This is a genomic window from Pseudomonas sp. CBS (genome assembly GCF_024734645.1).
Classification (GTDB): Bacteria; Pseudomonadota; Gammaproteobacteria; order Pseudomonadales; family Pseudomonadaceae; genus Aquipseudomonas.
Map to the genome: position 1 here is coordinate 2,541,416 of NZ_CP102929.1, position 26,707 is coordinate 2,568,122.

Genomic DNA, 26,707 nt, shown 5'->3' on the forward strand with positions numbered 1-26,707 from the left:
CCGAACGGGAGCAAGCTCCCTCGCCACAAAAAGCTCGTCAATCAACCCGATTCGTTAGGCCACGTCCGCTTTTGGTTTGTGCGCCACAAACCGCATCATCCATTCCGCCACGGTCACGCCGTGGTGGTCTCGCTCCAGGCTGGCCACACCATTGGTGTAGACCTTCTCCCCCAGGGTTGTCTGAAGAATCTCCAGCAGTTCGCGGGAATAGTCGTGGATAAATTCCGGGTGGCCCTGGAAGCACAGCACCTGGTCTTCGATGTGGTACGCCGCAAACGGGCAGAATTCGCTGGAAGCGATCACTGTGGCGTTTTCCGGCAAGGTGGTGACCTGATCTTGGTGGCTGATCAACAGCGTCAATTCTTCCACCACCGGGCTCATCCACGGTGCCTTGGCGTTCAGTTTGTAGTCATGGATGCCCATGCCCCAGCCCTTGGTCGCCCGCTCGGTCTTGCCGCCCAACAGCAGCGCCAGCAACTGGTGGCCGAAGCAGATGCCGATCAGTTTGTCGCCGCGGGCATGGCGGTCCAGCAGGTAGGTCTTGAGGGTCTGGATCCAGGGATCGGTGCCGAAGGAGTCGGCCTTGCTGCCCGTCACCAGGTACGCGTCGAACACTTCTTCATCCGCCGGGTATTCACCCTGCACCACGTTATAGATGACGAACTCGGCGGCAATCGGCTGTTTGGAAAACAGGCGCTTGAACATCTGCCCGTACCCTTGGTACTGATCGATCAGTCCAGGACGCAGGATATCGGTTTCCAGGATGCACACGCGTAACGACATAAAAAATACCTGACACGGCGATGGGAATAATGAACACCCTCAGAGCCTGCCTTGAAATACCCTTCCAAGGCAAGCCCCATCGCCATGTTCAACGTGGGAGCGGGTTTGCTCGCGAATGCGGTGGATCAGTTAACGAGTGTGGTGACTGACACACCGCTTTCGCGAGCAAGCCCGCTCCCACATTTCGATCACCGAAACGCTTCACCCTGTGCGGCTTTCTCCAACAGCAGCGCCGGTGGTGTGAAGCGCTCACCGTATTGCTCGGCCAGGTAACGGGCGCGGGCGATGAAGTCGTTCAGGCCGTACTGGTTGATGAACTGCAGCGCCCCGCCGCTCCAGGCGGCAAAGCCGATACCGAAGATCGAGCCGACGTTGGCATCCGCCGTCGACATCAGCACGCCCTCCTCCACACAGCGCACGGTTTCAATGGCCTGGATGAACAGCAAGCGGTCACGTACGTCCTGGGCCGAGATCCGTTGCTCAGGCTTTTCAAAGCGGTTTTTCAGCTCAGGCCACAGGTGTTTCTGCCCGCCCGCCGGGTAATCGTAGAAGCCGCCCCCAGCGGCCTTGCCCGGGCGTTTGTATTCGTTGAGCAACAGGTCGATCACGGCAAATGCCGGATGCTGGGGTAACGGCTTGCCCTCGGCCTGTAGGTCCTTGGCCGTCTGCTGGCGGATATGGCTCATCAGGCTGAGGGAAACTTCGTCAGAGACCGCCAGCGGTCCCACAGGCATGCCGGCCTTGCGCGCCTCGGTCTCGATCATCGGCGCCGCCACGCCTTCGCCGAGCATGGCGATGCCTTCGTTGGTGAAGGTGCCGAACACACGCGAGGTGAAGAAGCCGCGACTGTCGTTGACCACAATCGGGGTTTTCTTGATTTGCAGGACGAAATCGAAACCTCGGGCCAGGGTTTCGTCGCTGGTGTGGGTACCTTTGATGATTTCCACCAAGGGCATTTTGTCCACCGGGCTGAAGAAGTGCAGGCCGATAAACTTGCTCTGGTCGGGCACCGCCATGGCCAGGCCGCTGATGGGCAGGGTGGAAGTGTTGGAGGCAATGACTGCGTCGGCCCCCACCACGCTTTGCGCAGCAGCCGAGACTTTGGCCTTGAGTTCCCGATCTTCGAAGACGGCTTCGATGATCAGGTCGCAGCCGGCGAGGTCGGCATCGGATTCGGTAGGAATAATCCGCGCAAGGATGGTTTCCCGCTGCTCTGTGGTCAATTGCCCACGGCCGACCTTCTTGTCGAGCAAGGCTGCCGAGTGGGCCTTGCCCTTCTCCGCCGCCGCCAGGCTGACGTCCTTCAGCACTACTTCAACGCCCGCCGAGGCGCTGACGTAAGCAATGCCCGCGCCCATCATCCCGGCGCCAAGCACACCGACCTTGCGTGTCACATACGGCGCAAAGCCCTTGGGTCGCGAGCTGCCGGCGTTAATTTCGTTAAGCTGGAACCAGAAGGTGCCAATCATGTTTTTCGCCACTTGCCCGGTAACCAGCTCGGTGAAGTAGCGGGTTTCGATCAGGTGCGCGGTGTCGAAATCCACTTGGGCGCCTTCCACGGCGGCGCAGAGGATTTTCTCCGGGGCCGGGAAGCAGCCGTTGGTTTTGGCGCGCAGGATCGATGGCGCAATGGCGAGCATTTGCGCGACTTTGGGGTTGGACGGCGTACCGCCCGGGATCTGATACCCCTTGATGTCCCAACGCTGTTTCGCCTCGGGGTTGGCCAGAATCCATGCCTGGGACTTGGCCAGCAGCTCGTCACGATCTGCCGCCAGCTCGTCAATCAATCCAGCTTGCAGCGCCTGTTGCGGCGTAGTCTTTTTGCCTTCCAGCAAGTAAGGCAAAGCCTTTTCCAGCCCGAGCATACGCACCATGCGTACGACACCGCCGCCACCCGGCAGCAGGCCAAGGGTGACTTCCGGCAGGCCGATCTGTACCGACTTGTGGTCCAGCGCCACGCGGTGCTGGCACGCCAGGCAAATCTCCCAGCCACCGCCCAGTGCCGCGCCGTTGATGGCGGCCACTACCGGTTTGCCGAGGGTTTCCAGGGCGCGCAGTTGCGCCTTCAGCACCAGCACGCTGGCGTAGAAATCCTTGGCGTGGGGCTTGTCGACCTTGATCAGTTCATTGAGGTCACCGCCGGCAAAGAAGGTCTTTTTCGCCGAGGTGATGATCACGCCCGCAATCGAATCCTTTTCGGCCTCCAGGCGGGCAACGGTGGCCGCCATGACCTCGCGGTACACCCCGTTCATGGTGTTGGCGCTCTGGCCGGGCATATCGATGGTCAGCACCACGATCTGGTCCTGGCCTTTTTCGTAACGAATGGCATCGGTCATAACTGATTCCTTAGGCTCAGAGGCGTTCGATGATGGTGGCGATACCCATGCCGCCGCCGACACACAGGGTGGCCAGGCCATACCGCTGCTGGCGCACCTCCAGTTCGTCGAGCAAGGTGCCGAGAATCGCGCAGCCGGTGGCGCCCAGCGGATGCCCCATGGCGATGGAGCCGCCGTTGACGTTGACCCGGGCGGCGTCGATGCCCATGTCCTTGATGAACTTGAGCACCACCGACGCGAACGCCTCGTTAACCTCGAACAGGTCGATGTCTTCAACCCGAAGGCCAGCCTTGGCCAGGGCCTTGCGGGTGGCCGGTGCGGGGCCGGTGAGCATGATGGTGGGGTCAGTGCTGGTGACCGCCGTGGCGACGATGCGCGCCCGGGGTTGCAGGCCGAGTTCGCGGCCTTTTGCTTCAGAACCGATCAGCATCAGCGCCGCGCCATCGACGATCCCGGAACTGTTGCCCGGTGTGTGCACGTGGTGGATACGCTCGACGTGGCTGTAGACCCGCAAGGCCGTGGCGTCGAAGCCCATCTGGCCCATCATTTCGAAGCTGGTTTTGAGTTTGCCCAGGCCTTCGAGGGTGGAATCGCCACGGATGAATTCGTCCTGGTCCAGCAGCACGATGCCATTCTGGTCCTGCACGGCGATCAGCGACTTGTTGAAGGAGCCGTCTGATCTGGCCCGCGCCGCTTTCTGCTGTGAGTGTAAGGCAAAGGCATCGACGTCCTGGCGGGTGAAGCCTTCCAACGTGGCAATCAGATCGGCGCCGATGCCCTGCGGGGTGAAGTGGCTGTGCATATTGGTTTGCGGGTCCAACACCCAGGCGCCGCCGTCGCTGCCCATGGGCACGCGGGACATGGACTCGACGCCGCCCACCACCACCAGGTCTTCAAAGCCGGAGCGCACTTTCATCGCGCCAAGGTTCACGGCTTCCAGGCCCGAGGCGCAAAACCGGTTGATCTGCACACCGGCGACGCTGACGTCCCAGTCCGCCACCAACGCGGCGGTCTTGGCGATGTCGGCGCCTTGATCCCCCACCGGCGTGACGCATCCCAGGACGATGTCATCCACTTGCCGGGTATCGAGGTCGGTGCGCTGTTGCAGCGCGGTCAGCAACCCGGCCACCAGGTTCACCGGCTTGACGCTGTGCAAGGCGCCATCCGCCTTGCCTTTGCCACGGGGCGTGCGTATCGCATCAAAGATCAAAGCTTGGGTCATGACGTCCTCGAATCACTGGGCAACGAATCGTGCTCTTACCTTAGGCGCCGGGGCGCCGGATTCAATGACCGAACCGCTCATTGACCTTGACGCACACGCTCAGACGAACGGTAGGAGGCTATGGGATTTGGCTGATTAATCGTTTTAGCTGTCTAGCCCTAGGGCTGGCGTCTGGCTGGCACTTGGCCTCATGCCTTTTTAATAAGTTTTCTTCAGGTAATGAGATGAAATGGATCTAAGCCAAGCAGAACGAGGGCTCTAAGGTTGAATCTGTAGGAGAAGTAAAAGGTTGCTGCCGGGTTTTGCTGGGGCACCTGTAAGAACTGTAAGAAAAGAGTCATGTAGCACCGTCATAGTTGAATCGACCGGCACGCATTTGACGCTCAGGAATAACAACAAAAGGCAGTCAGCCATGTTCAAGCATTCGAAAGTACGTCAGGCGGGACTTATTCTTTTCGCCACCACACTGATTCTGATCTTGCCCAACCTCACCAAGGTAATTGGGTGACCTCTCACACCCCACATTCTGCGCAGACACAGCGCCAGGATCGCAGCCTTTGGCAGCGCCTTTCGGGATATTGCGTATAGCGATCCCGTCAGGGGCTGCCGTTTTGCGCGCCGGTTTCAGGGGATTTTGCGGTATCGTGAACCCGCATTGCCACTCAAACACGGGCCACTCCTTGAAACAGATCATCGTCCTCCTGAGCCTGCTGCTCGCCTTGCCGGCGTCTGCCGCACAGCTGACCATCGAGCTGGACCACACCAGCAAAACCTGGGAAACCGCCGAGCTGCTCAAGCGCCCGGATGCGCAGACGGTGCAGATCGTTGATGACGTTTCCTACAAGCGCAACATGACGTATCGCGCGGTACCGTTGGCAGCGCTGTTGCCGGGCATCACGCCGGAAAATCATCTACAGGCGGTGGCGCTTGACGGCTTTGCCGCAGAACTGACGGCGGCACCGCTGCTATCAAAAAGCGGCGCGCGGGCCTGGCTGGCGGTAGAAGACCCGGCGCATCCGTGGCCACCACTGGCGGACGGCAAGCCCAGTGCCGGGCCGTTTTATCTGGTGTGGACGGACCCGCAGGCCGGGCCTATCAGCCCTGAGCAATGGCCGTTCCAGATCTCCGGGATCAAACAAATGAAGACGGTTGCGGAGCGCTTTCCGGCATTGTTACCAGACCCGAAACTGGCGGCGAATGATCCGGTGAATCAAGGCTTCGCGCTGTTCCAGAAAAACTGCCTGGCGTGTCATCGCCTCAACGGGGCCGGCGATGCGCAGGTGGGGCCGGACCTGAATATTCCTTACAACCCCACTGAATATTTTGCCGGGGATTTCCTCAAGCGCTACATCCGCGACCCGCAAAGCATGCGGCATTGGCCGCAGGCGAAGATGCCGGCGTTTGCCACCAGCGTGCTGCCGGATGCGGACCTGGATCTGCTGGTGGGGTATTTGAAGCATATGGCAGGCAGAAAGCAGCCTTAAGGCTCGGGTAAATCTGTGGAGAGGGAGCTTGCTCCCTCTCCACAAAAAGCTTTCCTGGCACAGAGAGATTTCCTGCTACACAAAGCTCCCTCTCTCTCCCGGATTCCTACTGCTGCTGCACCGAAATCACCGGTGTCGGCGCCACAAATACCTTGGCATGCATCTGCTCATGCCCTCCCCCACGGCGCATGCCCCGCACCGGGCAGGCGTCCAGGTAATCCAGGCCCACCGCCAGCTTCAAATGCCGTTCCGGCCGGGCCAGTTGATTGGTCACGTCAAAGCTGTACCAGGCGTCATCCAGCCAGGCTTCGGCCCAGGCATGGCTGGCCAGGTGCTCGCAGTCTTCGCTGTACAAATACCCCGACACATACCGCGCCGGAATACCCAGGCTGCGGGCACAGGCGAGGAAGGCGTGGGTGTGGTCCTGGCACACCCCGGCACGCCCGGCAAACGCCTTGGCCGCACAGGTGTCGACTTCAGTAGAGCCCGGCGAGTAGGTCATGTACTGGTTCAGCGCATGCATTAAATCAATCAACGCACTGCGGTCGCGGCGCTGGTGGCAATGCTTTTCGGCAAAGCTGCGCAGGGCATCGTCCGGCTCGGTCAAACGGGTGCAGCGCAGGAACGGAAACGCCGATTGGCTTTCATGTTCGGCCTCGCGCAATTCATCGATATCCACCTGGCCACGGGCGCCGATGATGATGGCTTCGTGGGGCTCATCCAGGGTCAGCACGTGCAGGATGTTGCCGAACGGGTCCAGTTGCGCCCGCACCGGCCGGGGCAGGTCCAGTTGCCAGCTAAGGACGTGCTGGCGCTCGCTGTCGTGGGGCGTGAGACGCAGGTACTGGATGCTGGCACGCACCTGGTCTTCGTAGTGGTAGGTGGTTTCGTGGCTGATGGAAAGTCTCATGCCGCCTCCAGGTAGGAACTGTAAATAGCATCGCCCAGCTCGCGTACGAGCGGGATGAAGTCGGTCAGCCAAGCGTGCAGGCCTTCCTCGAGAATTTCGTCGATCGCGGTAAAGCGCAAGCGTGCATCCATTTCAGCCGCCAGGCGCTGGGCCGGGCGACCGTTGATGCCGGGCAGGCTGCCAAGGATCTGGTCGATCTCTTCACTGCACGCCCGCAGCGAACGCGGCACATCGGCGCGGAGCAGCAGCAGCTCGGCGACTTGCCGGGCGCCTGGGGCGTCGCGGTAGATCTCGGTGTAGGCCTCGAAAGAGGACAAGGCCCTTAATAGCGCACTCCACTGATAGTAGGCATGGGCGGTGCCATCGGTGACCGCTTCGGCCTGGTCACCGGCCATTTCATAGCGGGCATCCAGCAGGCGCAGGGTGTTGTCAGCCCGTTCGATAAAGGTGCCGAGGCGGATAAAACGGAAAGCGTCGTTACGCATGATGGTGCCGTAGGTGGCACCACGGAACAGGTGGGAGCGTTCCTTGACCCACTCGCAGAACCGACTCATGCCGTAACGGCTTAAGCCTTGCTGGGCGATGTCGCGAATTTCCAGCCAGGTGGCGTTGATGTTTTCCCACATGTCGGCGGTAATTCGCCCACGTACCGCATGAGCACTAGCCCGAGCAGAACCCAGGCAGCTGTAAATGCTCGCCGGGTTGGCCGCATCCAGAGCGAAGAAGTGCAGCAGGCGCTCGGCGTGCAGCTCACCGTGACGCTCGCGGTAATCGTCGAGGGTACCGGTGATCAACAGTGGCATTGCCAGTTCATGCAGGCCGTCGCCGCGTCCGTCCTGAGGCATCAGCGACAGCGAATAACTGACGTCGAGCATCCGTGCAAGGTTTTCCGCACGCTCCAGATAGCGCGACATCCAATACAAATCCGAGGCAGTTCTACTCAACATATTTCAATCCTCGACCACCCAGGTGTCTTTGGTGCCGCCGCCCTGGGACGAGTTGACCACCAGCGAACCTTCCCGCAGTGCTACGCGTGTCAGGCCGCCGGGCACCACACGGGTTTCCTTGCCTTGCAGCACGAACGGGCGCAGGTCGATATGGCGTGGGGCGATGCCGTTTTCGACGAAGGTCGGGCACGTCGACAGGCACAGGGTTGGCTGCGCGATATAGGCGTGGGGCTTGGCCTTGATGCGTGCGCGGAAGGCTTCGATTTCCGCCGCCGAGGCGGCCGGGCCGACCAACATGCCGTAGCCACCGGAGCCCTGAGTTTCCTTCACCACCAGCTCCGGAAGGTTGGCCAGCACGTGGGACAGTTCACTGGGATTACGGCACTGGAACGTCGGAACATTCTTCAGGATCGGTTCTTCATCCAGGTAAAAACGGATCATCTCGGTAACGAAGGGGTACACCGACTTGTCATCCGCCACCCCGGTGCCGATGGCGTTCGCCAGCACCACATTGCCCGAGCGGTAAGCCGCCAGCAGGCCCGGCACGCCGAGCATGGAATCCGGGTTGAAGGCCAGCGGGTCGAGGAACGCGTCGTCGAGGCGGCGGTAAATGACATCCACCGCCTTGGGGCCGTCGGTGGTGCGCATGAACACGCGGTCATCGCGTACAAACAGATCGGCACCTTCCACCAATTCCACGCCCATTTCACGGGCCAGGAACGCATGCTCGAAGAACGCACTGTTAAAACGCCCCGGGGTGAGTACCACCACACTGGGGTTATCCAATGGGCTGGAGCTTTTCAGGGTGTCGAGCAGCAGGTTGGGGTAGTGATCGATGGGCGCGATGCGCTGGGCGGCGAACAGTTCGGGGAACAGGCGCATCATCATCTTGCGGTCTTCGAGCATGTAGCTGACACCGCTGGGGGTGCGCAGGTTGTCTTCGAGGACGTAGTAAGTACCGTCGCCATCGCGTACGAGGTCGACGCCGGAGATGTGGGAATAGATATCGCGGTGCAGGTCCAGGCCCTGCATCGCCAACTGGTATTGCTCGTTGGCCAGCACTTGCTCGGCAGGGATGATCCCGGCCTTGATGATCCGTTGTTCGTGGTACAGGTCGGCGAGAAACATGTTCAGCGCCTTGACCCGCTGAATGCAGCCGCGCTCGACGATCCGCCATTCGCTGGCCGGGATGCTGCGGGGAATCGTGTCGAAGGGAATCAGGCGCTCGGTGCCTTGCTCATCGCCGTACAGCGTGAAGGTGATACCGGCCCGGTGAAACAGCAAATCGGCCTCACGGCGGCGCTGGGCCAGCAGCTCGGCAGGCGTCTCGGCCAACCAGCGGGCGAACTCGCGGTAATGGGGGCGCACCTGCCCTGCCCCGTCGTACATCTCATCATAATAAGTGCGGATCATGCCGTACTCCTTGTCACCCGGACGCCAGAACCATCGCAAGGCCCGTGCCAGCGGCATAAACACTTAAGTATCAATCAGTTGGAGATAGGCGCAGGTCTCACCGCACCGTCCCGGTGCAGCAAATGCCCGCTGTCATGGGCGGCGCCTCATTGCAATGCAGGCCATGACTATCACCAGCATAGTCAGAGTTGATTTCACCGCGCGGCAAACCCTGCGGATAATCACCTCCATCGGCTGAACAGGACATGTCCTACAGCCTGAACCTTTGCTTGATGGGTAACGTGATACGGCATGTACCGATCGGTTCCCCTTCGCTCCGATCTTCCCTTTGGCCACCCTGCTCGGGTGGTTTTTTTTTGCGCCGGATTTTTCCTGCACCAGAAACAAAAACGGCCGACCCAAAGGTCAGCCGATACGCTGTGTTATTGCTCATGCCGCTACATGGGTAACCCACGCACCTCCTGTTTCACGCCCCAACCCTCGATGATCCCGCCCAAAGGCTCGACCACCGCCTCAAAGTCCTGCTCGAAGTCTCCTATGCCGTCGTAGGTGGCGAACATGATTTTGCTCAGTTCCAGGTACCAGGCGCCGTCATCCCGCGCGCTGACCTGGGCATTCAGGGATTCCCCACGAAACCGACCCGCAGCCCGGCGCGCACGTTCCTCATCCGGGAAAATGGCGTAGAACTCGATGGGGTGGAAACGTGAGAAGTCAAAGCCGCCCTCTTTCATGCGGCGCAACACGTTGGTGCTGATGTCTTCTTGATAGGCTGTGCTCATGAAACGTCCTCCTCAAACCGATGGATAGACTTTCCGTGCTTCCCAAGCCCGCGCTGTAACGGCGCGGGTGTTACGGCAATGACGTCGCCGCTGGGAGACAAGCATGTAGCTGACAAGACCAGACCTTAGCGATTCATTCGCTGATCTCGATTGCAGAGTAGCGCGAAGCTTTCAGCTCCACCAGAGTCTGTTTAAGGGCGTACAGGGAATGTTCAGGCGGCGGGGTCGACCTTGAGGTCTTTAATGCTGTTTTGATCTTTCAGGATCTTCACCGTGGGCTCGGCAACACGCCCTTCAAGATCGTTGAGATCCAATTCCTTCAGCACCGGAGACACGCGAGCGCGAACCAGGCGCGCAGCCTCTTCAAGGGTCGGTTTTTGCTCGCATTCGAATTGCTCGACTACCGACTCACCATGATCATCAGTGAAGGAAACGTTCCACTTTGGCATCAGAGCCTCCTCGATAAAACCCATGAGTGGGCTTACTTCTATCTGGACCTTGAGGGCTTGGAAATCGTTCCACTCAAGGCAGGAGGCACCTGATCAGCTGCAGTTACTTCTCAGCGTGTTCTTTCAGGGCTTTCAAGGTGTTGAACGGTGCGTCCACCACAAACTTGTTGGCCAACCACGACGGCACGCTGCCACCTGGCTCGGTGTGCACCTGGTAGGTCACTTCGGTCAGGTTGTCGCCTTTAGGCACCAGCTTCCAGTAACCGTCAACCTGGGCTACGCGCACATAGCCTTTGACTTCGGGCTGGTAGGTCGGCACTTCCAACAGCTTGCGGGTCACGCTGCCGTCGGCGGCCTTGGTGGTGGTGATTTCCAGGATCGAGTCACGGTCGGTGACCGGGAACGGGGCCTTGAACTGGGTGTAGGTCCAGCTCTTGTCACCTTCTTGCTTCAGCAGCTTTTGCGATTTGCATTCGTGGATCCAGGAACAGGCCCCCGCCACGTCTTCCTGCAACGCCTGGATCTTGGCCAGCGGCGCCTTGATGGTGGTCACACCGCGATAAGCCTTGTATTTGGAGCCGGCAATTTCACTCAACGACACTTTGATGCCGTCTTCATCCTTGGCAGTCTGCCAGTCTTCAGCGTGCGCTGCGGCAGCAAACATCACGGTAAAACCGCACAACACAGCAATTCGTTTCAGTGAACCCATGGTCTTATTCCTTATTGTTGAAGTTCAGTACTTTGAACAGCCCACTAAGCCGCGGTCATCTGTTCCCACCAGCCGATCAACTTGATCGCTTCTGCCTGGCTGTTGCCACACACCTCAATATCCGGCTGGAACGAACTGCACACCGCCGGCCGCTCCGGCTGACCAAACAACTGGCACAGTTGTTCGACCGAAAGATGCAGGCAGCGTTCGCCCGCAGGTTTGCCGGCAGGCATTCCCGGCAGCGGAGAACTGATGGAGGGGGCAATGCAGCAAGCGCCACAGCCTTCACGGCATTTCACGACGAACAGATCCTCGACAACTCAGGGTTGATGGCCACGTAAGACTACGCCCTTAAACAGACGTTTTAAATTGGCCTAATAGGGGTTTTTCACCGAAAACAAAAGTGACTGGCCAGTCTGCGACAGAAGGTCAGGCGTGCGCGTCACTTTACTCGTCGGGTTTATTGCTTGAATTCGAAATCCAGCGCTGCGCCTTCCACATCGCGCCGTTCTTCGTTGCGCAGTTGCAGCTGCATTTCATTGCTGAGCAGGCGCCCGTTGATCTGGAACGCACTATTGTCGGTAGGCTTTTCAGCGAACATCGGCGGTAGCAATGGCACGTTCTTCGGCTGCGGCATGGTGCCCAGAGGTTGCAGGTGGCGGACCATGTTAGACGGCAAGCTCAAATCCAGCTGGGCTGGCGGCAGCGGCGTCTTGGCCACTTCATGGGCGGATTTTGATTTGCTCGCGATTGGGGCACGCTTTTTAGCCGGCGCTGCTTTTTTCGCGGGCGCCTTCTTTGCTGGAACCACTTTTTTTGCCGGGGCCTTTTGCTGAGTGCTGGCAGCAGGCGCTGCTCCACCGGCGGGAGCCGCCAGTACAACACCCGCGTTCCCCAGGCTTAACAGGCAAATCAGCAACGCAGCAGGAAAGGTATAAGTCATATCGCCAGCAGCATTAACGGCAGAAGGCCATATGCTCGCTTGTTGAGGCCTGCATGACAAGCATAGTAATTAGTCAGCTACCCTTCGTGTCCCCTTTCCATGCCTCATAAACCCGCTGCAGTCTCCTGGCATAACTGGCTTGCCAGCATGCCAAGGGTCATCAACGCGCGCTCGGCCTCGCGGTTCCACGGCGTGCCGCAGTTCAGGCGAATACAGTGGTTGAACTGTTCCGTATTACTGAAGATCAGCCCTGGTGCAATGCTGATGCCTTGCTGCAAGGCACGCACGTGCAGTTCCTGGGTATTGACCCTTCCCGGCAAACTGACCCACAGGATAAAGCCGCCGGTCGGCCGGGTCATCTGGGTGCCTTCGGGGAAATACTGTTGCACTGCCAGCTGGAACGCGCTGAGGTTCTTGCGGTATTCCTGGCGGATATAGCGCAAGTGCCGGTCGTAACCGCCGTTTTCCAGGTACGCCGCCGTGCCCATCTGGGTGACGCTGCAGGCCGAATGGGTGCTGAACATTTGCAGGCGCTGGATTTCCTGCTGGTACTTGCCGGCAATCATCCAGCCGATGCGGATGCCCGGTGACAAGGTCTTGGAGAAACTCGAGCAGTAGATCACCCGGTCCAGGCGGTCGTAGGCTTTGAGCGCCTTGGTGCGGCCCAGTTCGAACATCAGTTCGCCGTAGATATCGTCCTCGACCACCTGGATATCGAAATCCGAGGCCAGGCGCAGCAACTGTTTCTGCCGCTCTTCGGGCATGGTGCCGCCCAGCGGATTGCTCAGGCGCGTGGTCAGCACCAGGGCCTTGATCGACCATTGGTTGGCGGCCAGTTGCAGGGCTTCCAGGCTCATGCCGGTGGCCGGGTCGCTGGGGATTTCGATGACCTTCAGGCCGAGCAAATCCGCCAGTTGCAGCAAGCCGTAATAGGTCGGCGATTCGGCGGCGATCAAGTCGCCGGGACGGGTCAGGACCCGTAGCGACATCTGCAAAGCGTCGACACACCCGTGGGTAATCACCACTTCAGACGGATCCACCACCACCCCGGCATCCCGCATACGGATTGCCACCTGGCGCCGCAGCGGTTCAAAACCCGGGCTGAACATGTAGCTGAACGCCCGCGGGCTCTGGAAGCGCGTGACCTTGGCCAGTTGCTGGTGCAACGCACGCACCGGCAAGTAGTCGACACTCGGCACGGCGGCCCCCAGCGGGAACACACCTTCGCGGCGGGATTCGACCAACACCTGTTGAATAATGCTGCTGCGGGTGACCAACCCTGGACGCTCGACCCGGGCAATGTCCGGCGTAGGCGCGGTGAGCGCCGGCGTCTGGTGCACGTAATACCCGGACTGCGGCCGTGCGCGAATCAAGCCCTGGTCTTCCAGGTTCGCGTAGGCCTGCAACACGGTGGCGTGGCTGACGTTGAGCTGGGAGCTCATTTTGCGCACCGAAGGCACGCGCTCGCCCGGTTGATAGACACCGCGGCGGATATCCTCAGCCAGTTGCTGGGCGATACGTTGGTAGAGCAACAGATTGGTCATGACGCAGCACTCGATTTCACGGGTATTTTATTTTTGTGTGAAACATACCGGCACAGTTTAGAAGTGTACGGGGACAGTTGCCACAATAGTCGAGCGCGGGCGGCAGTGATAGAAAAAACTGTAAGGGTGGTGAACTGGATGGTGGGTGTAAAAAAGCCCGATCACTGATCGGGCTTTTGTGGGAGCTGTTGAGCTTTAGCGAGGCGGCGATGCAGGCGCTGCGGTCTCGCAGGTCCACCGAGGCGATCCTATCGCAGCCTCGCTGGGGCTCGACAGCTCCTACAGGAATCACCCCTCCATCTTAAACAACAGGTTTAGCGAGCAGCGCCCAGTTGGCCTTTCTCGTCGGAGAACACAATCTCTACCCGGCGGTTCTGCGCCCGGCCACGCTCCGAAGCGTTGACGTCAACCGGGTACTGGTCGCCGTAGCCTTCGACCTGGATGCGTTTTTCATCGATACCCAGGTCGCTCAGCACATCCGCCACCGCTTGGGCGCGGTCCCGGGACAGTTTGAGGTTTTCCTGCTCGCCACCGGTATTGTCGGTGTAACCCTCGATACGCACCACGCGCTTGGGGTTCAACTGCAGGAACTGTACGACTTTGAGCACCGTGCGGTTGGCCGAGTTTTGCAGCTCGGCCTCGCCAGTGTCGAACAGCACGTCACCCAGTGTCATCACCAGCCCACGATCAGGCTGGACGGTGGTCAGGCTGGAAATCTGCGCCTCAATCCATTTGCCCTGTTGCTGCACGCTGGCCAGCTTGGCTTCACGCAGGGCCAGTTGCAGGCGCTGGCGCTCCAGCTCCAGCTTGACCCCGCGCTCCTGATTGAGTGCCTGCTCGGTGTGTTCCCGGGCAATCGCGCTGTAGCGCTGGCTCAGGTAGGCGTAGTGCGCCACATCGGCGCCGCTGCCCCAGAAGCTGGAGAACCGGTCGGCACGGGCCAGGGACTCACCGGCGCGAATCACGTCCTTGGGCGCGATACGCAGCACGTTCGAGTCTTCCTTGACCTTCTGGAAGTCAGTGCTGGCCTGTTGCAAGGCGAGGTTACTGTCGGGGTGCGTCGCACAACCACCGAGCGCACTGCCCAGCAACACCACACAGCTCAACCCACGAATCAACGGGCTCATTGGGCGTCTCCCAACTGCAACTGCTTGCGCAGGCGGGTGATACGGGTGTTGAGCACGTTCAGTTGCTCCTGACTTTTGCGGGTCAGCACCCGCGCTTCCGCCAGGCGGGCGTCCAGCTCGGCTTCTTCAGCCTGCATGCGGGCGTCCTTGTAGGATTCATCGGCCATGTCGGCCTTGGCCTGGGTGAATTTGTCTTCAGCCAGCTTCAGCTCGGGCGAGTCATCGGCCACGGCGCCCACGGCGTTGGCTTGCTCCAGGGCTTGCTGGGTCAGGCGCATTTGTTCATTCGGCGCAGGATCGGCTGCACATCCCGCCAGAGCTACAACGGCGAGGGCCGCGAAAAGAGGTCGAATAGTCACTGAAAATCCCTACTTTGTTGGGGTGCCGACGGGTTGCTGCAACTGCGCTTTCCAGCGCTCGAGATTGCGCTGCAGCGCGGTTTCCGCCAGACCGGACGCGGGCAATTCTGTCATCTTTTTGGCGAGCTGTCCGCGCAACCACGGATCGTTGCAGGCGGAGTTGTGGGAAATGGCCAGGTACAGGCCCGGTTGGTCGATGGGTATTTCCCGCGCCACCAGGTCGTTGCTCATGCCCAGGGTCTGGGCCATGGCCATGCCGGAGTAACGTCCGGCGAGTACGTAGTCCACTTCCCCCAGCAGCAGCTTCTGGAACGCCGGGGTCAGGCTGGGCAAGCGTTGCAAGGTCAGTTGCTCGGCGGCCAAGGTTTCAAAGTCGCGGCTCAGGCGTGCCCTTTCCGACACCGCGCCCTTGTGGCCATGCAGGTCGCTGGGCTGGTGGTAGGCCAAGGTCGAATCCTTGCGGGTCCAGACCAGGTAATCGGTTTGCACCAATGCCGGGTGGATGTAATCGAGGGCGTCCAGGGCGTCGAGGGTCAATGGCGCGTCGGCGAGGATGTCCATGCGCCCACTGCGCACTTCGTCCAGGGCCACGGAGCGCTTGCCGCCGTACAGCAGGTCGATTTTCACCCCAATATCTTTGGCGACTTGCTGCAACATGTCGGCGGTGGCGCCGATCAAGTGCGTGGGGTCCTGGGGATCACGCCACAGATAAGGCGGTGCGTCCGGGCTGCCGGTGATCACCAGGCGATCACATTTGCCAGCCGCCAGAGACACCGCCGGCAGCAGTGACAGGGCCAGCAGTACAGTCCAGGAACGCAATTCCATGGCAGGGTTCTCCCATTCAAAAATTACCGGGCAAAAAAAAGCCCGGTCAAAAGACCGGGCTCTTTATAAGTGAAGCGGCTGGATTAGACCAGCTTCTCCAACTCGGGTACGGCTTCGAACAAGTCCGCCACCAGGCCGTAATCAGCCACCTGGAAGATCGGCGCTTCTTCGTCCTTGTTGATCGCAACGATCACCTTGGAGTCTTTCATACCGGCCAAATGCTGGATTGCGCCGGAGATACCGACGGCGATGTACAGCTGTGGCGCCACGATTTTGCCGGTCTGGCCGACCTGCATGTCGTTCGGTACAAAACCTGCGTCGACGGCAGCGCGGGAAGCGCCGACCGCAGCGCCCAGCTTGTCAGCCAGGGCGTACAGGTGCTTGAAGTTGTCACCGTTCTGCATGCCACGACCGCCGGAAACGACGATCTTGGCAGCGGTCAGTTCCGGACGATCGGACTTGGCCAGTTCTTCGCCAACAAAGCTGGAAGTGCCAGCGTCGTGAGCAGCAGCCACAGCTTCAACCGCAGCCGAACCACCTTCAGCAGCAACCGGGTCGAAACCGGTGGCACGCACGGTGATGACTTTTACCGAGGCAGTGGACTGCACGGTAGCGATGGCGTTACCGGCGTAGATCGGACGCTTGAAGGTGTCGGCGCTTTCAACCGAAACGATCTCGGAGATCTGGTCAACGTCCAGCTGCGCGGCAACGCGCGGCAGGATGTTTTTGCCGTTGGAAGTGGCGGCAGCCAGGATGTGGCTGTAGCCAGCGCCCAGCTCTGCAACCAGCGGGGCAACGTTTTCCGGCAATTGGTGAGCGTAGGCTGCGTTGTCGGCAACCAGTACTTTGCTCACGCCAGCGATTTTTGCAGCGGCTTCAGCCACGGCGCCAACGTTTTGGCCGGCGACCAGCACGTGGATATCACCACCGATTTTGGCGGCGGCGGCAACAGTGTTCAGGGTGGCCGGGGCCACAACCTTGTTGTCGTGTTCTGCGATTACCAAGATAGTCATGGTTAGATTACCTTCGCTTCGTTTTTCAGTTTCTCGACCAGTTCAGCCACCGACTTGACCTTGATGCCCGCGCTGCGTGCAGCCGGCGCTTCGACTTTGACGGTCTTGTTGGTGGAGGCGGTGGAAACGCCCAAAGCGTCCGGAGTCAGCACTTCGAGAGGCTTCTTCTTGGCTTTCATGATGTTTGGCAGGGACGCGTAGCGCGGCTCGTTCAAACGCAGGTCGGTGGTGACGATGGCGGGCAGTTTCAGGGAAACGGTTTGCGCGCCGCCGTCGATTTCGCGGGTCACGGCAACCTTGTCGCCGCTCACTTCGACTTTCGAGGCGAAGGTGCCCTGGCCGTAACCGGTCAGTGCAGCCAGCATCTGGCCAGTCTGGTTGTTATCGCTGTCGATGGCTTGTTTGCCGAGGATCACCAGCGATGGCTGTTCCTTGTCGACAACAGCTTTCAACAACTTGGCAACGGCCAGGGAAGTCAGCTCTTCAGCGGATTCGACGAGGATGGCGCGATCGGCACCCAGCGCCAGGGCGGTACGCAGCTGCTCTTGAGCAGTGGTCGGACCGATGGAAACGACGACGATTTCAGTCGCAACGCCTTTCTCTTTCAGGCGTACGGCTTCTTCCACGGCGATTTCGCAGAAAGGGTTCATCGACATCTTGACGTTAGCGAGGTCGACGCCGGAATTGTCCGCCTTGACGCGAACTTTCACGTTGTAATCGACAACGCGTTTGACAGCTACAAGAACCTTCATGGATTCCTCGTTACTCTCCGGTGAAAAGAAAGTCGCCTAGGCGAACCTGGCGGTTTGATGCTCATCGGCACACAAGGGCACCTCCAAAAACACCGGCAATCGTCGGCGGGGGACCTTGCTCACGGGAGTGATGACCGTTCGTCAGCGGTGACTGAGAGGTCATTCATTATCGTGGCGTGTAAACTGCGCGCCATCGTGGCTCGCGCGTCACCCTTATTTGCCTTCAGCCTGTCTTTCGAGGTGGCCTTGAAACCCACAGTCTGCCTACGGGATGCGCAAAACCGACCGTATATTGACCGGAACGCCTATTCCGGTCAATACGGCAAAATGGTCAGTTATAAGCCGCGTTGCTTTGATTTACCTAGCTTGCGGGCAATTCAAACAAACGTTTGTATTGGACGCTGCGAGTGGTGTAGATATAATGCGCCACCTAGAGAGAAAGGTGGGTCGTCCCCTGCCCCTTGCATGAGATTTGTGCAGGCATTGTGGGACGGATTACCGAACCTCCACCCATTAGAAAAAAAAGCCGTTGAGCCTTGAGTAGGAGATAGCCTGTGGAACGCGAATACATGGAATTCGACGTGGTCATCGTCGGCGCTGGCCCGGCAGGCCTGTCTGCCGCCTGCCGATTGAAGCAGAAGGCCGCCGAAGCCGGTAAGGAAATCAGCGTCTGCGTGGTCGAAAAAGGCTCCGAAGTCGGCGCTCACATCCTGTCCGGTGCCGTGTTTGAACCCCGTGCGCTGAACGAATTGTTCCCGGACTGGAAAGAACTCGGTGCACCGCTCAACACCCCTGTTGTGCGTGATGACATCTATGTACTGCGCTCCAGCGAAGCGGCCACCAAGGTGCCTGACTTCTTTGTGCCCAAGACCATGCACAACGAAGGCAACTACATTATCTCCCTGGGCAACCTGTGCCGCTGGCTCGCCCAGCAGGCCGAGAACCTGGGGGTGGAAGTCTACCCGGGCTTCGCCGCCCAGGAAGCACTGTTCGACGAAAACGGCGTGGTGCGCGGGATCATCACCGGTGACCTAGGCGTCGACCGTGAAGGCCAGCCAAAAGAAGGCGTCTACACCCCGGGCATGGAACTGCGTGGCAAGTACACGCTGTTCGCCGAAGGTTGCCGTGGGCACATCGGCAAGCAACTGATCCAGCGCTTCAACCTGGACAGCGACGCCGACGCCCAGCACTACGGCATCGGTCTGAAAGAAATCTGGGAAATCGACCCGGCCAAACATCAGCCAGGCCTGGTGGTGCACACCGCCGGTTGGCCGCTGGACATCATGAGCAACGAGAACACCGGCGGCTCGTTCCTCTATCACCTGGAAAACAACCAGGTTGTAGTGGGTTTGATCGTCGACCTGTCCTACAGCAACACTTTCCTGTCGCCGTTCGACGAGTTCCAGCGCCTCAAGCATCACCCGGTGCTGGCCCAGTACCTGGAAGGCGGCAAACGCATCAGCTACGGTGCCCGCGCGCTGGCCAAAGGTGGCATCAACTCGCTGCCTAAAATGGTATTCAAGGGTGGCGCATTGATCGGCTGCGACCTGGGCACCATGAACGTGGCCAAGATCAAGGGCAGCCACACCGCCATGAAGTCCGGCATGCTCGCCGCTGACGCGGTGGCCGAGCGCCTGTTCGCCGAATCCGAAGGCGGCGACGAGCTGACCAACTACGTCGACAGCTTCAAGAACAGCTGGCTCTACGAAGAACTGTTCGCCAGCCGCAACTTCGGCCCGGCGATGCACAAGTTCGGCCCGATCCTGGGTGCCGGCTTCAACTGGTTCGACCAGAACATCCTCGGCGGCAAAATGCCGTTCACCCTGCACGACACCAAGCCGGACTACGCCTGCCTCAAGCTGGCCAAGGACAGCAAGAAAATCGACTACCCGAAACCCGACGGCAAGCTGAGCTTCGACAAGCTGAGCTCGGTGTTCATCTCCGGTACCAACCACGAAGAAGAACAGCCGTGCCACTTGAAGCTGAAAGACCCGAGCATCCCGATCGGCACCAACTTGCCGCTCTACGATGAACCGGCTCAGCGCTACTGCCCGGCCGGCGTGTATGAAGTGATCACCAAGGAAGACGGCGAGAAGCGCTTCCAGATCAACGCCCAGAACTGCGTGCACTGCAAGACCTGTGACATCAAGGACCCTTCGCAGAACATTACGTGGGTGACGCCGGAAGGTGCGGGTGGGCCGACTTACCCGAATATGTAATCCGCTGCTTGAACAGAAGGCCCCCAAATGGGGGCCTTTTTTGTAGCCCATTGTTCGTAGCAGCTGTCGAGCCCCAGCGAGGCTGCGTCGGGCGCGCCACTGATCTGGAACCGCGTCGCGGCTGACGCAGCCTCGCTAAGGCTCGACAGCTGCTACGGGAATCAACAAGAGTTATGCCGCCCGCTCATCACCGGGGCTGCGCTCGAAGTAGCGCTTGTACTCCCGGCTGAACTGCGACGTACTCTGATAGCCCACACTGTGGGCCGCCTGCGCCACGCTCATGCCCTCCACCAACAGCAACTGCTGCGCCTTGAGCAACCGCAACCGCTTGAGGTACTGCACCGGCGACAACAGCGTGCAGCGCTTGAAGTGTTCGTGGAAGGTCGACGCGCTCATGTGCGCATAACCCGCCAAGGTCTCGATATTCAGCGGCTCGGCGTAATGGGCATGCAGGTGATTCAACGAGGTCGCCACTCGGGAAAACTGCCCCTGCTGCTCCACCAGCGCGCGCAACACATCCGCCTGTGGCCCGCGCAACGCGGTGAACAACAATTCCCGAACCCGCGCCGGGCCCATGATCCGACTCTCCAGCGGATCGTGCAGGCACTGCAACAGCCGTTCGACACAGCCACGCATGGCGTCATCCAGCACCACTGAACTCATGGACTCCAACGTCTGGGCTGCCGGCGGTGGCCCGGACTGGATCCCCATCGCCATCACCAACTCACCCAGCACCACCCGATCAATGCCCACCGTCACCCCCAACAGCGGCGCATTGGGCATGGCAAAGGTCTCGCATTCGAACGGCACCGGCATCGCCTGGATCAGGTAATGCCCGGCACCGTACTCCAGGGTTCGCGGGCCCAGATACGCGACCTTGCTGCCCTGGGCGACGATCATCAGGCTCGGCTCATAAATCTGCGGGCCGCGCGCCACATCGCAACTGGCGCGTAATACCTGCACGCCGGGCAGGTTCGTGGGGGAAAAACCATCACGGGGTGTCAGGGGTTCGATCAGGGCAACCAACGCGGCATTGGCGTCGACATGGCGGGTCAACAACATGGCAAAAACTTCGCGAAAAAGGGGATGACACCATCATCGCAGGTCTGGCGCCACAGTGATCCAATCCAGGGGCACTCCCGGACGAATAGGCATGAGACTCGGAGCAATCGCCATGGCCGCCCCAGGCCTCGGCGCGGAGAATGCGCCACCTCACCTGTCACTGCACCTGCGAGGTTTCTCCATGTATACCGCCATCGGTTATGCCGCTCAATCGGCCACCACTCCCCTCGCCCCCATGTCCTTCGAACGCCGCAGCCCGCGCGCCGATGACGTGGCGATTGAAATCCTCTACTGCGGCGTCTGCCACTCCGACATCCACCAGGCACGCAACGAATGGGGCATTGCCGTGTACCCGCTGATGCCGGGCCACGAGATCGTCGGCAAAGTCACCGCCGTCGGCGCCAGCGTCACTGCGCATAAAGTCGGCGACCTGGTGGGTGTTGGCTGCATGGTCGACTCATGCCGCCAATGCAACGCCTGCCACGCCGACCTCGAGCAATACTGCCTCGAAGGCCCGACCATGACCTACGCCACGCCAGACCGGGTCGATGGCAGCAACACCATGGGCGGCTACTCCGACAGCATCGTGGTCAGCGAGCACTTCGTGGTGAAGATCCCGGCCAAGCTCGACCTGGCCAGCGCCGCGCCGATCCTCTGCGCCGGCATCACCACCTACTCGCCACTCAAGCACTATGGCGTGAAGGCTGGCGACAAAGTGGGTGTTCTGGGCATGGGCGGTTTGGGCCATATGGGCATCAAGTTCGCCAAGGCCATGGGCGCGGAAGTGACGTTGTTCACCCGCTCCGCGAGCAAGGCTGAAGAAGGCCGTCGCCAGGGTGCCGATCACGTGATCGTGTCCACCGATGCTGAACAGATGAAAGCCGCTGCTGGGCATTTCGACTTCCTGCTGGACACCATTCCGGTGCAGCACGACTTGAACCCCTACCTCGATGTGCTGCGCTTTGACGGCGTGCACATCCTGGTAGGTTTGATCGAGCCGGTCGACCCGCCCGTCAATGCCGCCAAGCTGGTGATGGGCCGCAAGGTGCTGGCCGGTTCGTTGATCGGTGGGATTGCCGAAACCCAGGAAGTCCTGGATTTCTGTGCCGAGCACGGCATCACCTGCGACATCGAAATGCTCGACATCCGCCAGATCAACGAAGCCTACACCCGCATGATTGCCGGGGATGTGAAGTACCGCTTCGTGATCGACATGGCGACCCTGAAGGCCTGACCAAGATCGTTCCCACGCTCTGCGTGGGAACGCATGCCGTGACGCTCTGCGTCACCGTTACGCAGGGCTCAAGTCCTGCTGGACGCGGAGCGTCCGAAGCGGCATTCCCACGCGGAGCGCGGGAACAATCACGGCTATCAGGCCTTCGCGCCCAACTCCGCTGACAGCCGCGCTGCGACCTGTTTGATCACAGGGATCAGCTCGGCCATTTTCTCCAGCGGCATGTAGGGCACGGTACTGGCGATGCTGATGCCGGCGACGATTCGCCGGCTGGCATCGCGCACCGGTGCCGCGACACAACGGATCGACGGTTCGTTGTCTTCCAGATCAAACGCATAACCGCCCGCCACGTATTCCTGCATGCGCTGTTCAAACTGCGCCCAGGATTGCTCGGGGTGCTGCGGCCACTGCAAGTTTTTCCCGCCCGTGGGCAGGCTGACCTGATACAGGCGCTGCCACTCTTCCACCGTGTCATCCAGCAACAACGCCTTGCCGATCCCGGTGCGCGCCAGCGGCATGCGATGGCCGACGCGCGAGCGCATTTCCGGGCCGTTGCGACCAGGGTTCTTGTGCAGATACAGCACGTCGTCGTATTCGCGGATCGCCAGATGGATGGTGTCGCCGGTGAGCGCCGACAACTCATCCAGGTACGGCACCGCCAGACTCACCAGCGGCAATTCCTCGCGCGCCTGAAAACCCAACTCGATCAACTTGGGACCCAGCAGGTAGCCGACTTGCGGCACCACACGCAGGTAGCGCTCTTCCACCAGGCAACTGGCCAGGCGGTGAGTGGTGCTGCGGGTGGTGCCGATGCGCTTGGCGATTTCCTTCAGATCCCGCGCACCGGCCGCCACCGCCTGCACCACGCCCAGGCCACGAAGCAGGGTTTGAGTGCCGGTGGGGGCGGCGTCTTTGACGGGAGTGTGGGCGTTTTCCTGCATATCGGGCCTATTGGGAAGTACGAAAACGGCGAGCATTATGGCAAATGCGGACCAGCAAAACAGAGGAGATCAACATGTGGGAGCGGGCTTGCTCGCGAATGCGGTTTTCCAGTGAGTGCATAGCTGACTGACACACCGCTTTCGCGAGCAAGCCCGCTCCCACATTAGTCTTGTGGCGCCCTTTTTATCGTTGCTTCATGCGGTCGATAATCACCGCCAACAGCAGGATCGAGCCGCGAATCACGTATTGGTAGAAGGTGTCGATGTTCTTCAGGTTCATCGCGTTCTCGATGATCGCCAGAATCAGCACCCCGGCAATCACATGCCGGATCATCCCGATCCCGCCGCTCAGCGACACCCCGCCCAGTACGCACGCCGAGATCACCGTCAACTCGAACCCCTGGCCAATCATCGGTTGCCCCGAGGTCATCCGCGACGCCAGGATCACCCCGGCCAACGCACCGATTACCCCGTGCACGGCAAAGATGATGATCTTGGTGCGGTCGACATTCACCCCGGCCAACAGCGCCGCTTCCTGGTTGCCGCCGATGGCCATGGTGTTGCGCCCGTAGGTGGTGTAGTTCAGCAGCCAGCCAAAAAACACAAAGCACAGCACGGTGATGATGATCGGCACCGGCACGCCAAACAGCTGGCCGTTACCAAAGACGAAGAAGTTTTCGTCCATCACGCCCACCGCCTTGCCGTTGGAAAAGATATACGCCAGCCCACGCACGATCTGCATCGTCGCCAGCGTCGTGATCAATGCATTGATCCGCAGCTTGGCGATCACGATGCCGTTGATCAGCCCCACCACCAGGCCCATGGCCAACGCCGCCGACACGCCGAAGAACACGCTGTCGGTGTCGCGAATCACGATCCCCGCCACCACGCCCGAACAGGCGATCACCGAGCCCACCGACAAGTCGAAGTGCCCGGACGCCAGGCAAAACAGCATGGTGCAGGCTGCAATGCCCACGGTGGAAATCGCCAGCCCCAGGCCGCGCATGTTCAGCGGCGAGAGGAAGTTGTCGATGAAAATGGCGCTGAGCACAAAGATGCTCAAGGCCGCCAGCAGCATGACCCAATCATCAAGAAACTTGCGCTGGTTGAACCCCGGCCAGAAGCTTCTTGCAGTTTTTACCTGTGACATACCTACCCCTCGTATTCTTCAGTCCCGCGTACGCGGAAGAGCCAGTTGCAGCAGTCGTGCTTCGTCCGCTTGATCGCGGGTCAATTCGCCGGTCAGGGCGCCTTCGCTCATCACCAGGATGCGGTCGGAGATGCCCATCACTTCCATCAGGTCGCTGGACACCACAATCACCGCAATGCCACTGGCCGCCAGGTTGTGGATGATCTGGTAGATCTCCGACTTGGCACCGATATCAATGCCGCGCGTCGGCTCGTCCAGCAGCAACACTTTCATCGGCATCGACAGCCAGCGACCGAGAATCGCCTTCTGTTGATTGCCGCCCGACAGGAACAAAATCGGTTGGTCGGCAGACGGCGTGCGCACGTTCAACGCGCTGATCTGCCGCTGGGCGTTGGTGCGTTCCCAGCCGCCCTGGATCAGCCAGCCGAAGCGCGCATGGTCGCGCCGCGCACTGATATTGATGTTCTCCGCGACACTGGCGCGGGGCACGATGCCTTCCTTCTTGCGGTCCTCGGGGCAGAGCAACACGCCCGCCGCAATCGCATCCCGTGGCGTCTTGAACGCCTGCGCCTGGCCATGCAGCACCAGTGCACCCTGGGTACTGCGCGACAGCCCGGCGAGCAGGCGCAACAACTCGGTACGCCCTGCCCCGACCAGGCCAAACAGCCCAAGAATCTCGCCCTTGCTTACCTGCAGACTCACCGGCTCCTGCAAGCCTGGCCCGAGCAAACCTTCGACTCGCAGCGCTTCACCGGAGTGCTCACGCGGCCTGTAGTCATAGATGTCCTGGATATCGCGCCCGACCATGCAGTTGACCAACTGGTCGACGTTCAACTGCGCCATGTCCTCGAAGGTGCGCACGAAGCGCCCGTCCTTGAACACCGTGACCGCATCGCAAATCCTGAACACTTCTTCCATGCGGTGCGACACGTAGAGGATCACCCGGCCTTCATCCCGCAGCCGGGCGATGATCACCATCAGCCGCTCGATCTCACGGGCCGAGAGGCTGCTGGTGGGCTCATCGAACGCAATCACATGGGCATTGCGCGACATGGCCTTGGCGATTTCCACCAGTTGCCGCTGGCCGAGGGACAGGCTGCCCAGGCGCATGTTCGGATCGATTTCATCCGCCAGGCCCTTGAGCAGCTCCCGCGCCTTGCGCACCATCGCGCCGCGATTGACCACGCCAAAGCGCGACGGCATATGCCCCAGCAACAGGTTCTCGGCGACGGTCATTTCCGGCACCAGTTGCAGCTCCTGGTGAATCACCGCGATGCCGCTGGCGATGCTGTCGGCCGCCGATTTGAAACTCACGCTGCGTTCGCCCAACTGCAAACTGCCGCTGTTAGGCGGATAAAAACCGCCAAGGATTTTCAGCAAGGTCGACTTGCCCGCGCCGTTCTCGCCCATCAACGCATGCACCGAGTGGGGCCGCGCTTCAAAGCTGATCTGCGCCAGGGCCTTCACCCCGGGAAACTCCTTGCCGATGCCGTTGAAGCGCAGGCTCTCTGCGGCGGCGCTGTTCATTTCCACAGACCGATCTTGCTCAACTCTTCCTTGAAGTTGGCGCGGGTGATCAGGGTCACGTTATCCAGGGCGGTGAACTTGGCCGGCTCGGTGCCTTTGGTCACCCACTCGAACATCGCGGTAGCGGTTTTGTAGCCGGACGCATCGGGGCTGAGCAGCATCGAGCCGTAGAAACCGGTGTCGGATTTTTTCAGCTCTTCGATGGCGTCGGTGCCGTTGATGCCCACGCCGATGACATTCGGCGCCTTGAAGCCGGCGCTTTCGGTGGCGCGTACGCCGCCCAGTACGGTGCTGTCGTTCATGCCGCCAATCAGCAGGTTTTTCGCGCCGCTGGGCAGTTTCACCAGGGCCGAGTTGGTGGAGTCCATGGCGCCCGGCACGTCGAGGGTTTTCTGTGCGGTAAACAAGATGTGGTCAACCGGCAGGCCGGCGGCCTTGAGGCCTTCTACCGAACCGTCGGTGCGTTTCTTGCCGGTCTCCAGCTCGTCAAACGTATTGATGACGGCGTAGGTGTCCTTCCAGTCCCAGTTGCGATGCTTGGCTTCGGTGGCCATGGCTTCGCCTTGTTTCTGGCCGATTTTGTAGGCGTCCAGGCCGACGTAAGGCACGTCTTCCATGGGCTTGCCCTTGGCGTCGACGAAGCGGTCGTCCACCGCCAGCACTTTCAGGTTATTCAGCTTGGCCTTGGCCATGATCGCCGGGCCCAGGGACACGTCCGGCGGGCAGATGACGAAGCCCTTGGCGCCGTTGGCAGCGAGGGTGTCGATGGCGGAAAGGGTTTTCTCGCCGTCGGGCACGGCGATCTTGATCACGGTGAAACCATGGTCCTTGCCGGCTTTTTCAGCGAACGCCCATTCGGTCTGGAACCAAGGCTCTTCCGCCTGCTTGACCAGAAAGCCGATCTTTACTTCTTCGGCAGAGGCCAGGCCGCTGAGCGCCATCGTGAGTGCAAGGGTGCCTAGTGTCTTCTTGAGCATGA

Annotated in this window: 25 protein-coding genes; 3 read left to right on the forward strand and 22 right to left on the reverse strand. The window is 60.4% G+C overall.

Annotated features, from left to right (window positions below; genetic code table 11):
* Positions 1–54: 54 nt before the first annotated feature.
* From NVB75_RS11320 to NVB75_RS11330, 3 genes are all read right to left on the reverse strand, one after another.
* Positions 55–783 (reverse strand): amidotransferase, encoded by a 729-nt coding sequence (locus tag NVB75_RS11320; RefSeq protein WP_008434897.1) that lies wholly within the window; start codon positions 781–783, stop codon positions 55–57.
* A gap of 188 nt (positions 784–971) precedes the next feature.
* Complete coding sequence (locus NVB75_RS11325) at positions 972–3,119, reverse strand: 3-hydroxyacyl-CoA dehydrogenase NAD-binding domain-containing protein (protein WP_258347189.1); 2,148 nt, start codon at positions 3,117–3,119, stop codon at positions 972–974.
* A 16-nt stretch (positions 3,120–3,135) separates the two neighbouring features.
* Positions 3,136–4,341, reverse strand: coding sequence for an acetyl-CoA C-acetyltransferase (locus tag NVB75_RS11330; RefSeq protein ID WP_258347190.1), 1,206 nt, complete (start codon positions 4,339–4,341; stop codon positions 3,136–3,138).
* 680 nt (positions 4,342–5,021) lie between these two features.
* Between NVB75_RS11330 and NVB75_RS11335 the strand changes: the two genes are divergently transcribed.
* Entirely contained in the window at positions 5,022–5,825 is an 804-nt protein-coding gene (locus NVB75_RS11335; protein ID WP_258347191.1) for a cytochrome c, read from the forward strand.
* Between the two features lie 106 nt (positions 5,826–5,931).
* On the opposite strand, the gene NVB75_RS11340 is transcribed toward NVB75_RS11335, so the two are convergent.
* From NVB75_RS11340 to NVB75_RS11405, 14 genes are all read right to left on the reverse strand, one after another.
* Positions 5,932–6,735 carry a transglutaminase family protein gene (locus tag NVB75_RS11340; RefSeq protein WP_010165966.1) on the reverse strand — a complete coding sequence of 268 codons (804 nt, stop codon included), beginning with the start codon at positions 6,733–6,735 and terminating at the stop codon, positions 5,932–5,934.
* Positions 6,732–7,682, reverse strand: coding sequence for an alpha-E domain-containing protein (locus NVB75_RS11345; protein ID WP_177071199.1), 951 nt, complete (start codon positions 7,680–7,682; stop codon positions 6,732–6,734). The genes NVB75_RS11340 and NVB75_RS11345 overlap by 4 nt, the downstream gene beginning before the upstream one ends.
* A 3-nt stretch (positions 7,683–7,685) precedes the next feature.
* Positions 7,686–9,095 carry a circularly permuted type 2 ATP-grasp protein gene (locus tag NVB75_RS11350; RefSeq protein ID WP_017475776.1) on the reverse strand — a complete coding sequence of 470 codons (1,410 nt, stop codon included), beginning with the start codon at positions 9,093–9,095 and terminating at the stop codon, positions 7,686–7,688.
* 437 nt (positions 9,096–9,532) lie between these two features.
* Positions 9,533–9,874: a ribonuclease E inhibitor RraB gene (locus tag NVB75_RS11355; RefSeq protein WP_003193463.1), complete on the reverse strand. Its 342-nt coding sequence runs from the start codon at positions 9,872–9,874 to the stop codon at positions 9,533–9,535.
* Between the two features lie 212 nt (positions 9,875–10,086).
* Complete coding sequence (locus NVB75_RS11360; RefSeq protein WP_017475778.1) at positions 10,087–10,347, reverse strand: hypothetical protein; 261 nt, start codon at positions 10,345–10,347, stop codon at positions 10,087–10,089.
* Positions 10,348–10,426: 79 nt separating this feature from the next.
* Positions 10,427–11,032 carry an START domain-containing protein gene (locus NVB75_RS11365; RefSeq protein ID WP_063027992.1) on the reverse strand — a complete coding sequence of 202 codons (606 nt, stop codon included), beginning with the start codon at positions 11,030–11,032 and terminating at the stop codon, positions 10,427–10,429.
* 44 nt (positions 11,033–11,076) lie between these two features.
* Positions 11,077–11,331 (reverse strand): YkgJ family cysteine cluster protein, encoded by a 255-nt coding sequence (locus NVB75_RS11370; RefSeq protein ID WP_026077765.1) that lies wholly within the window; start codon positions 11,329–11,331, stop codon positions 11,077–11,079.
* 161 nt (positions 11,332–11,492) lie between these two features.
* Entirely contained in the window at positions 11,493–11,975 is a 483-nt protein-coding gene (locus NVB75_RS11375; protein ID WP_258347192.1) for a translation initiation factor 2, read from the reverse strand.
* 104 nt (positions 11,976–12,079) lie between these two features.
* A complete protein-coding gene (locus NVB75_RS11380; protein ID WP_076015100.1) occupies positions 12,080–13,519 on the reverse strand; it encodes a PLP-dependent aminotransferase family protein in 1,440 nt (479 codons plus the stop codon).
* 314 nt (positions 13,520–13,833) lie between these two features.
* A complete protein-coding gene (locus NVB75_RS11385; protein ID WP_258347193.1) occupies positions 13,834–14,646 on the reverse strand; it encodes an OmpA family protein in 813 nt (270 codons plus the stop codon).
* Positions 14,643–15,005, reverse strand: a complete 363-nt coding sequence (locus NVB75_RS11390) for a DUF4398 domain-containing protein (protein ID WP_258347194.1) — start codon at positions 15,003–15,005, stop codon at positions 14,643–14,645. Before NVB75_RS11390 ends, NVB75_RS11385 begins: the two co-directional genes overlap by 4 nt.
* A 9-nt stretch (positions 15,006–15,014) precedes the next feature.
* Positions 15,015–15,830 (reverse strand): ABC transporter substrate-binding protein, encoded by an 816-nt coding sequence (locus NVB75_RS11395; protein WP_258347195.1) that lies wholly within the window; start codon positions 15,828–15,830, stop codon positions 15,015–15,017.
* An 83-nt stretch (positions 15,831–15,913) separates the two neighbouring features.
* The gene (locus tag NVB75_RS11400) at positions 15,914–16,843 is read right to left on the reverse strand and encodes an electron transfer flavoprotein subunit alpha/FixB family protein (RefSeq protein ID WP_004371223.1); all 930 of its coding nucleotides are present in this window, start codon (positions 16,841–16,843) and stop codon (positions 15,914–15,916) included.
* A gap of 2 nt (positions 16,844–16,845) precedes the next feature.
* A complete protein-coding gene (locus NVB75_RS11405; RefSeq protein ID WP_004371224.1) occupies positions 16,846–17,595 on the reverse strand; it encodes an electron transfer flavoprotein subunit beta/FixA family protein in 750 nt (249 codons plus the stop codon).
* Positions 17,596–18,149: 554 nt separating this feature from the next.
* Here NVB75_RS11405 and NVB75_RS11410 point away from each other — a divergent pair.
* The gene (locus tag NVB75_RS11410) at positions 18,150–19,814 is read left to right on the forward strand and encodes an electron transfer flavoprotein-ubiquinone oxidoreductase (protein WP_076015095.1); all 1,665 of its coding nucleotides are present in this window, start codon (positions 18,150–18,152) and stop codon (positions 19,812–19,814) included.
* Between the two features lie 171 nt (positions 19,815–19,985).
* Here NVB75_RS11410 and NVB75_RS11415 read toward each other — a convergent pair whose 3' ends face one another.
* Positions 19,986–20,876: an AraC family transcriptional regulator gene (locus NVB75_RS11415; protein ID WP_017475788.1), complete on the reverse strand. Its 891-nt coding sequence runs from the start codon at positions 20,874–20,876 to the stop codon at positions 19,986–19,988.
* A 181-nt stretch (positions 20,877–21,057) separates the two neighbouring features.
* Here NVB75_RS11415 and NVB75_RS11420 point away from each other — a divergent pair, with 181 nt between their 5' ends.
* Complete coding sequence (locus NVB75_RS11420) at positions 21,058–22,110, forward strand: NAD(P)-dependent alcohol dehydrogenase (RefSeq protein ID WP_258348583.1); 1,053 nt, start codon at positions 21,058–21,060, stop codon at positions 22,108–22,110.
* A gap of 137 nt (positions 22,111–22,247) precedes the next feature.
* Here NVB75_RS11420 and NVB75_RS11425 read toward each other — a convergent pair whose 3' ends face one another.
* The 4 genes from NVB75_RS11425 to NVB75_RS11440 form a co-directional block, all read right to left on the reverse strand.
* Positions 22,248–23,051 (reverse strand): IclR family transcriptional regulator, encoded by an 804-nt coding sequence (locus NVB75_RS11425; RefSeq protein WP_258347197.1) that lies wholly within the window; start codon positions 23,049–23,051, stop codon positions 22,248–22,250.
* A gap of 184 nt (positions 23,052–23,235) precedes the next feature.
* Positions 23,236–24,201, reverse strand: coding sequence for an L-arabinose ABC transporter permease AraH (gene araH / locus NVB75_RS11430; RefSeq protein ID WP_026077769.1), 966 nt, complete (start codon positions 24,199–24,201; stop codon positions 23,236–23,238).
* An 18-nt stretch (positions 24,202–24,219) separates the two neighbouring features.
* Positions 24,220–25,728 carry an L-arabinose ABC transporter ATP-binding protein AraG gene (araG, locus tag NVB75_RS11435; protein ID WP_258347198.1) on the reverse strand — a complete coding sequence of 503 codons (1,509 nt, stop codon included), beginning with the start codon at positions 25,726–25,728 and terminating at the stop codon, positions 24,220–24,222.
* Positions 25,725–26,705: a substrate-binding domain-containing protein gene (locus tag NVB75_RS11440; RefSeq protein ID WP_063027976.1), complete on the reverse strand. Its 981-nt coding sequence runs from the start codon at positions 26,703–26,705 to the stop codon at positions 25,725–25,727. The genes araG and NVB75_RS11440 overlap by 4 nt, the downstream gene beginning before the upstream one ends.
* Between the last annotated feature and the right edge of the window lie 2 nt (positions 26,706–26,707).

Bases quoted from the DNA above. Each gene is read 5' to 3' on its own strand.
- NVB75_RS11365 (WP_063027992.1), bottom strand. From the start codon at position 11,032: ATGGGTTCACTGAAACGAATTGCTGTGTTGTGCGGTTTTACCGTGATG.
- NVB75_RS11345 (WP_177071199.1), bottom strand. From the start codon at position 7,682: ATGTTGAGTAGAACTGCCTCGGATTTGTATTGGATGTCGCGCTATCTG.
- NVB75_RS11415 (WP_017475788.1), bottom strand. From the start codon at position 20,876: ATGTTGTTGACCCGCCATGTCGACGCCAATGCCGCGTTGGTTGCCCTG.
- NVB75_RS11325 (WP_258347189.1), bottom strand. From the start codon at position 3,119: ATGACCGATGCCATTCGTTACGAAAAAGGCCAGGACCAGATCGTGGTG.
- NVB75_RS11330 (WP_258347190.1), bottom strand. From the start codon at position 4,341: ATGACCCAAGCTTTGATCTTTGATGCGATACGCACGCCCCGTGGCAAA.
- NVB75_RS11350 (WP_017475776.1), bottom strand. From the start codon at position 9,095: ATGATCCGCACTTATTATGATGAGATGTACGACGGGGCAGGGCAGGTG.
- NVB75_RS11395 (WP_258347195.1), bottom strand. From the start codon at position 15,830: ATGGAATTGCGTTCCTGGACTGTACTGCTGGCCCTGTCACTGCTGCCG.
- NVB75_RS11420 (WP_258348583.1), top strand. From the start codon at position 21,058: ATGTATACCGCCATCGGTTATGCCGCTCAATCGGCCACCACTCCCCTC.
- NVB75_RS11380 (WP_076015100.1), bottom strand. From the start codon at position 13,519: ATGACCAATCTGTTGCTCTACCAACGTATCGCCCAGCAACTGGCTGAG.
- NVB75_RS11440 (WP_063027976.1), bottom strand. From the start codon at position 26,705: ATGCTCAAGAAGACACTAGGCACCCTTGCACTCACGATGGCGCTCAGC.
- araG (WP_258347198.1), bottom strand. From the start codon at position 25,728: ATGAACAGCGCCGCCGCAGAGAGCCTGCGCTTCAACGGCATCGGCAAG.
- NVB75_RS11340 (WP_010165966.1), bottom strand. From the start codon at position 6,735: ATGAGACTTTCCATCAGCCACGAAACCACCTACCACTACGAAGACCAG.
- NVB75_RS11400 (WP_004371223.1), bottom strand. From the start codon at position 16,843: ATGACTATCTTGGTAATCGCAGAACACGACAACAAGGTTGTGGCCCCG.
- NVB75_RS11360 (WP_017475778.1), bottom strand. From the start codon at position 10,347: ATGGGTTTTATCGAGGAGGCTCTGATGCCAAAGTGGAACGTTTCCTTC.
- NVB75_RS11385 (WP_258347193.1), bottom strand. From the start codon at position 14,646: ATGAGCCCGTTGATTCGTGGGTTGAGCTGTGTGGTGTTGCTGGGCAGT.
- NVB75_RS11320 (WP_008434897.1), bottom strand. From the start codon at position 783: ATGTCGTTACGCGTGTGCATCCTGGAAACCGATATCCTGCGTCCTGGA.
- NVB75_RS11375 (WP_258347192.1), bottom strand. From the start codon at position 11,975: ATGACTTATACCTTTCCTGCTGCGTTGCTGATTTGCCTGTTAAGCCTG.
- NVB75_RS11425 (WP_258347197.1), bottom strand. From the start codon at position 23,051: ATGCAGGAAAACGCCCACACTCCCGTCAAAGACGCCGCCCCCACCGGC.
- NVB75_RS11405 (WP_004371224.1), bottom strand. From the start codon at position 17,595: ATGAAGGTTCTTGTAGCTGTCAAACGCGTTGTCGATTACAACGTGAAA.
- araH (WP_026077769.1), bottom strand. From the start codon at position 24,201: ATGTCACAGGTAAAAACTGCAAGAAGCTTCTGGCCGGGGTTCAACCAG.
- NVB75_RS11355 (WP_003193463.1), bottom strand. From the start codon at position 9,874: ATGAGCACAGCCTATCAAGAAGACATCAGCACCAACGTGTTGCGCCGC.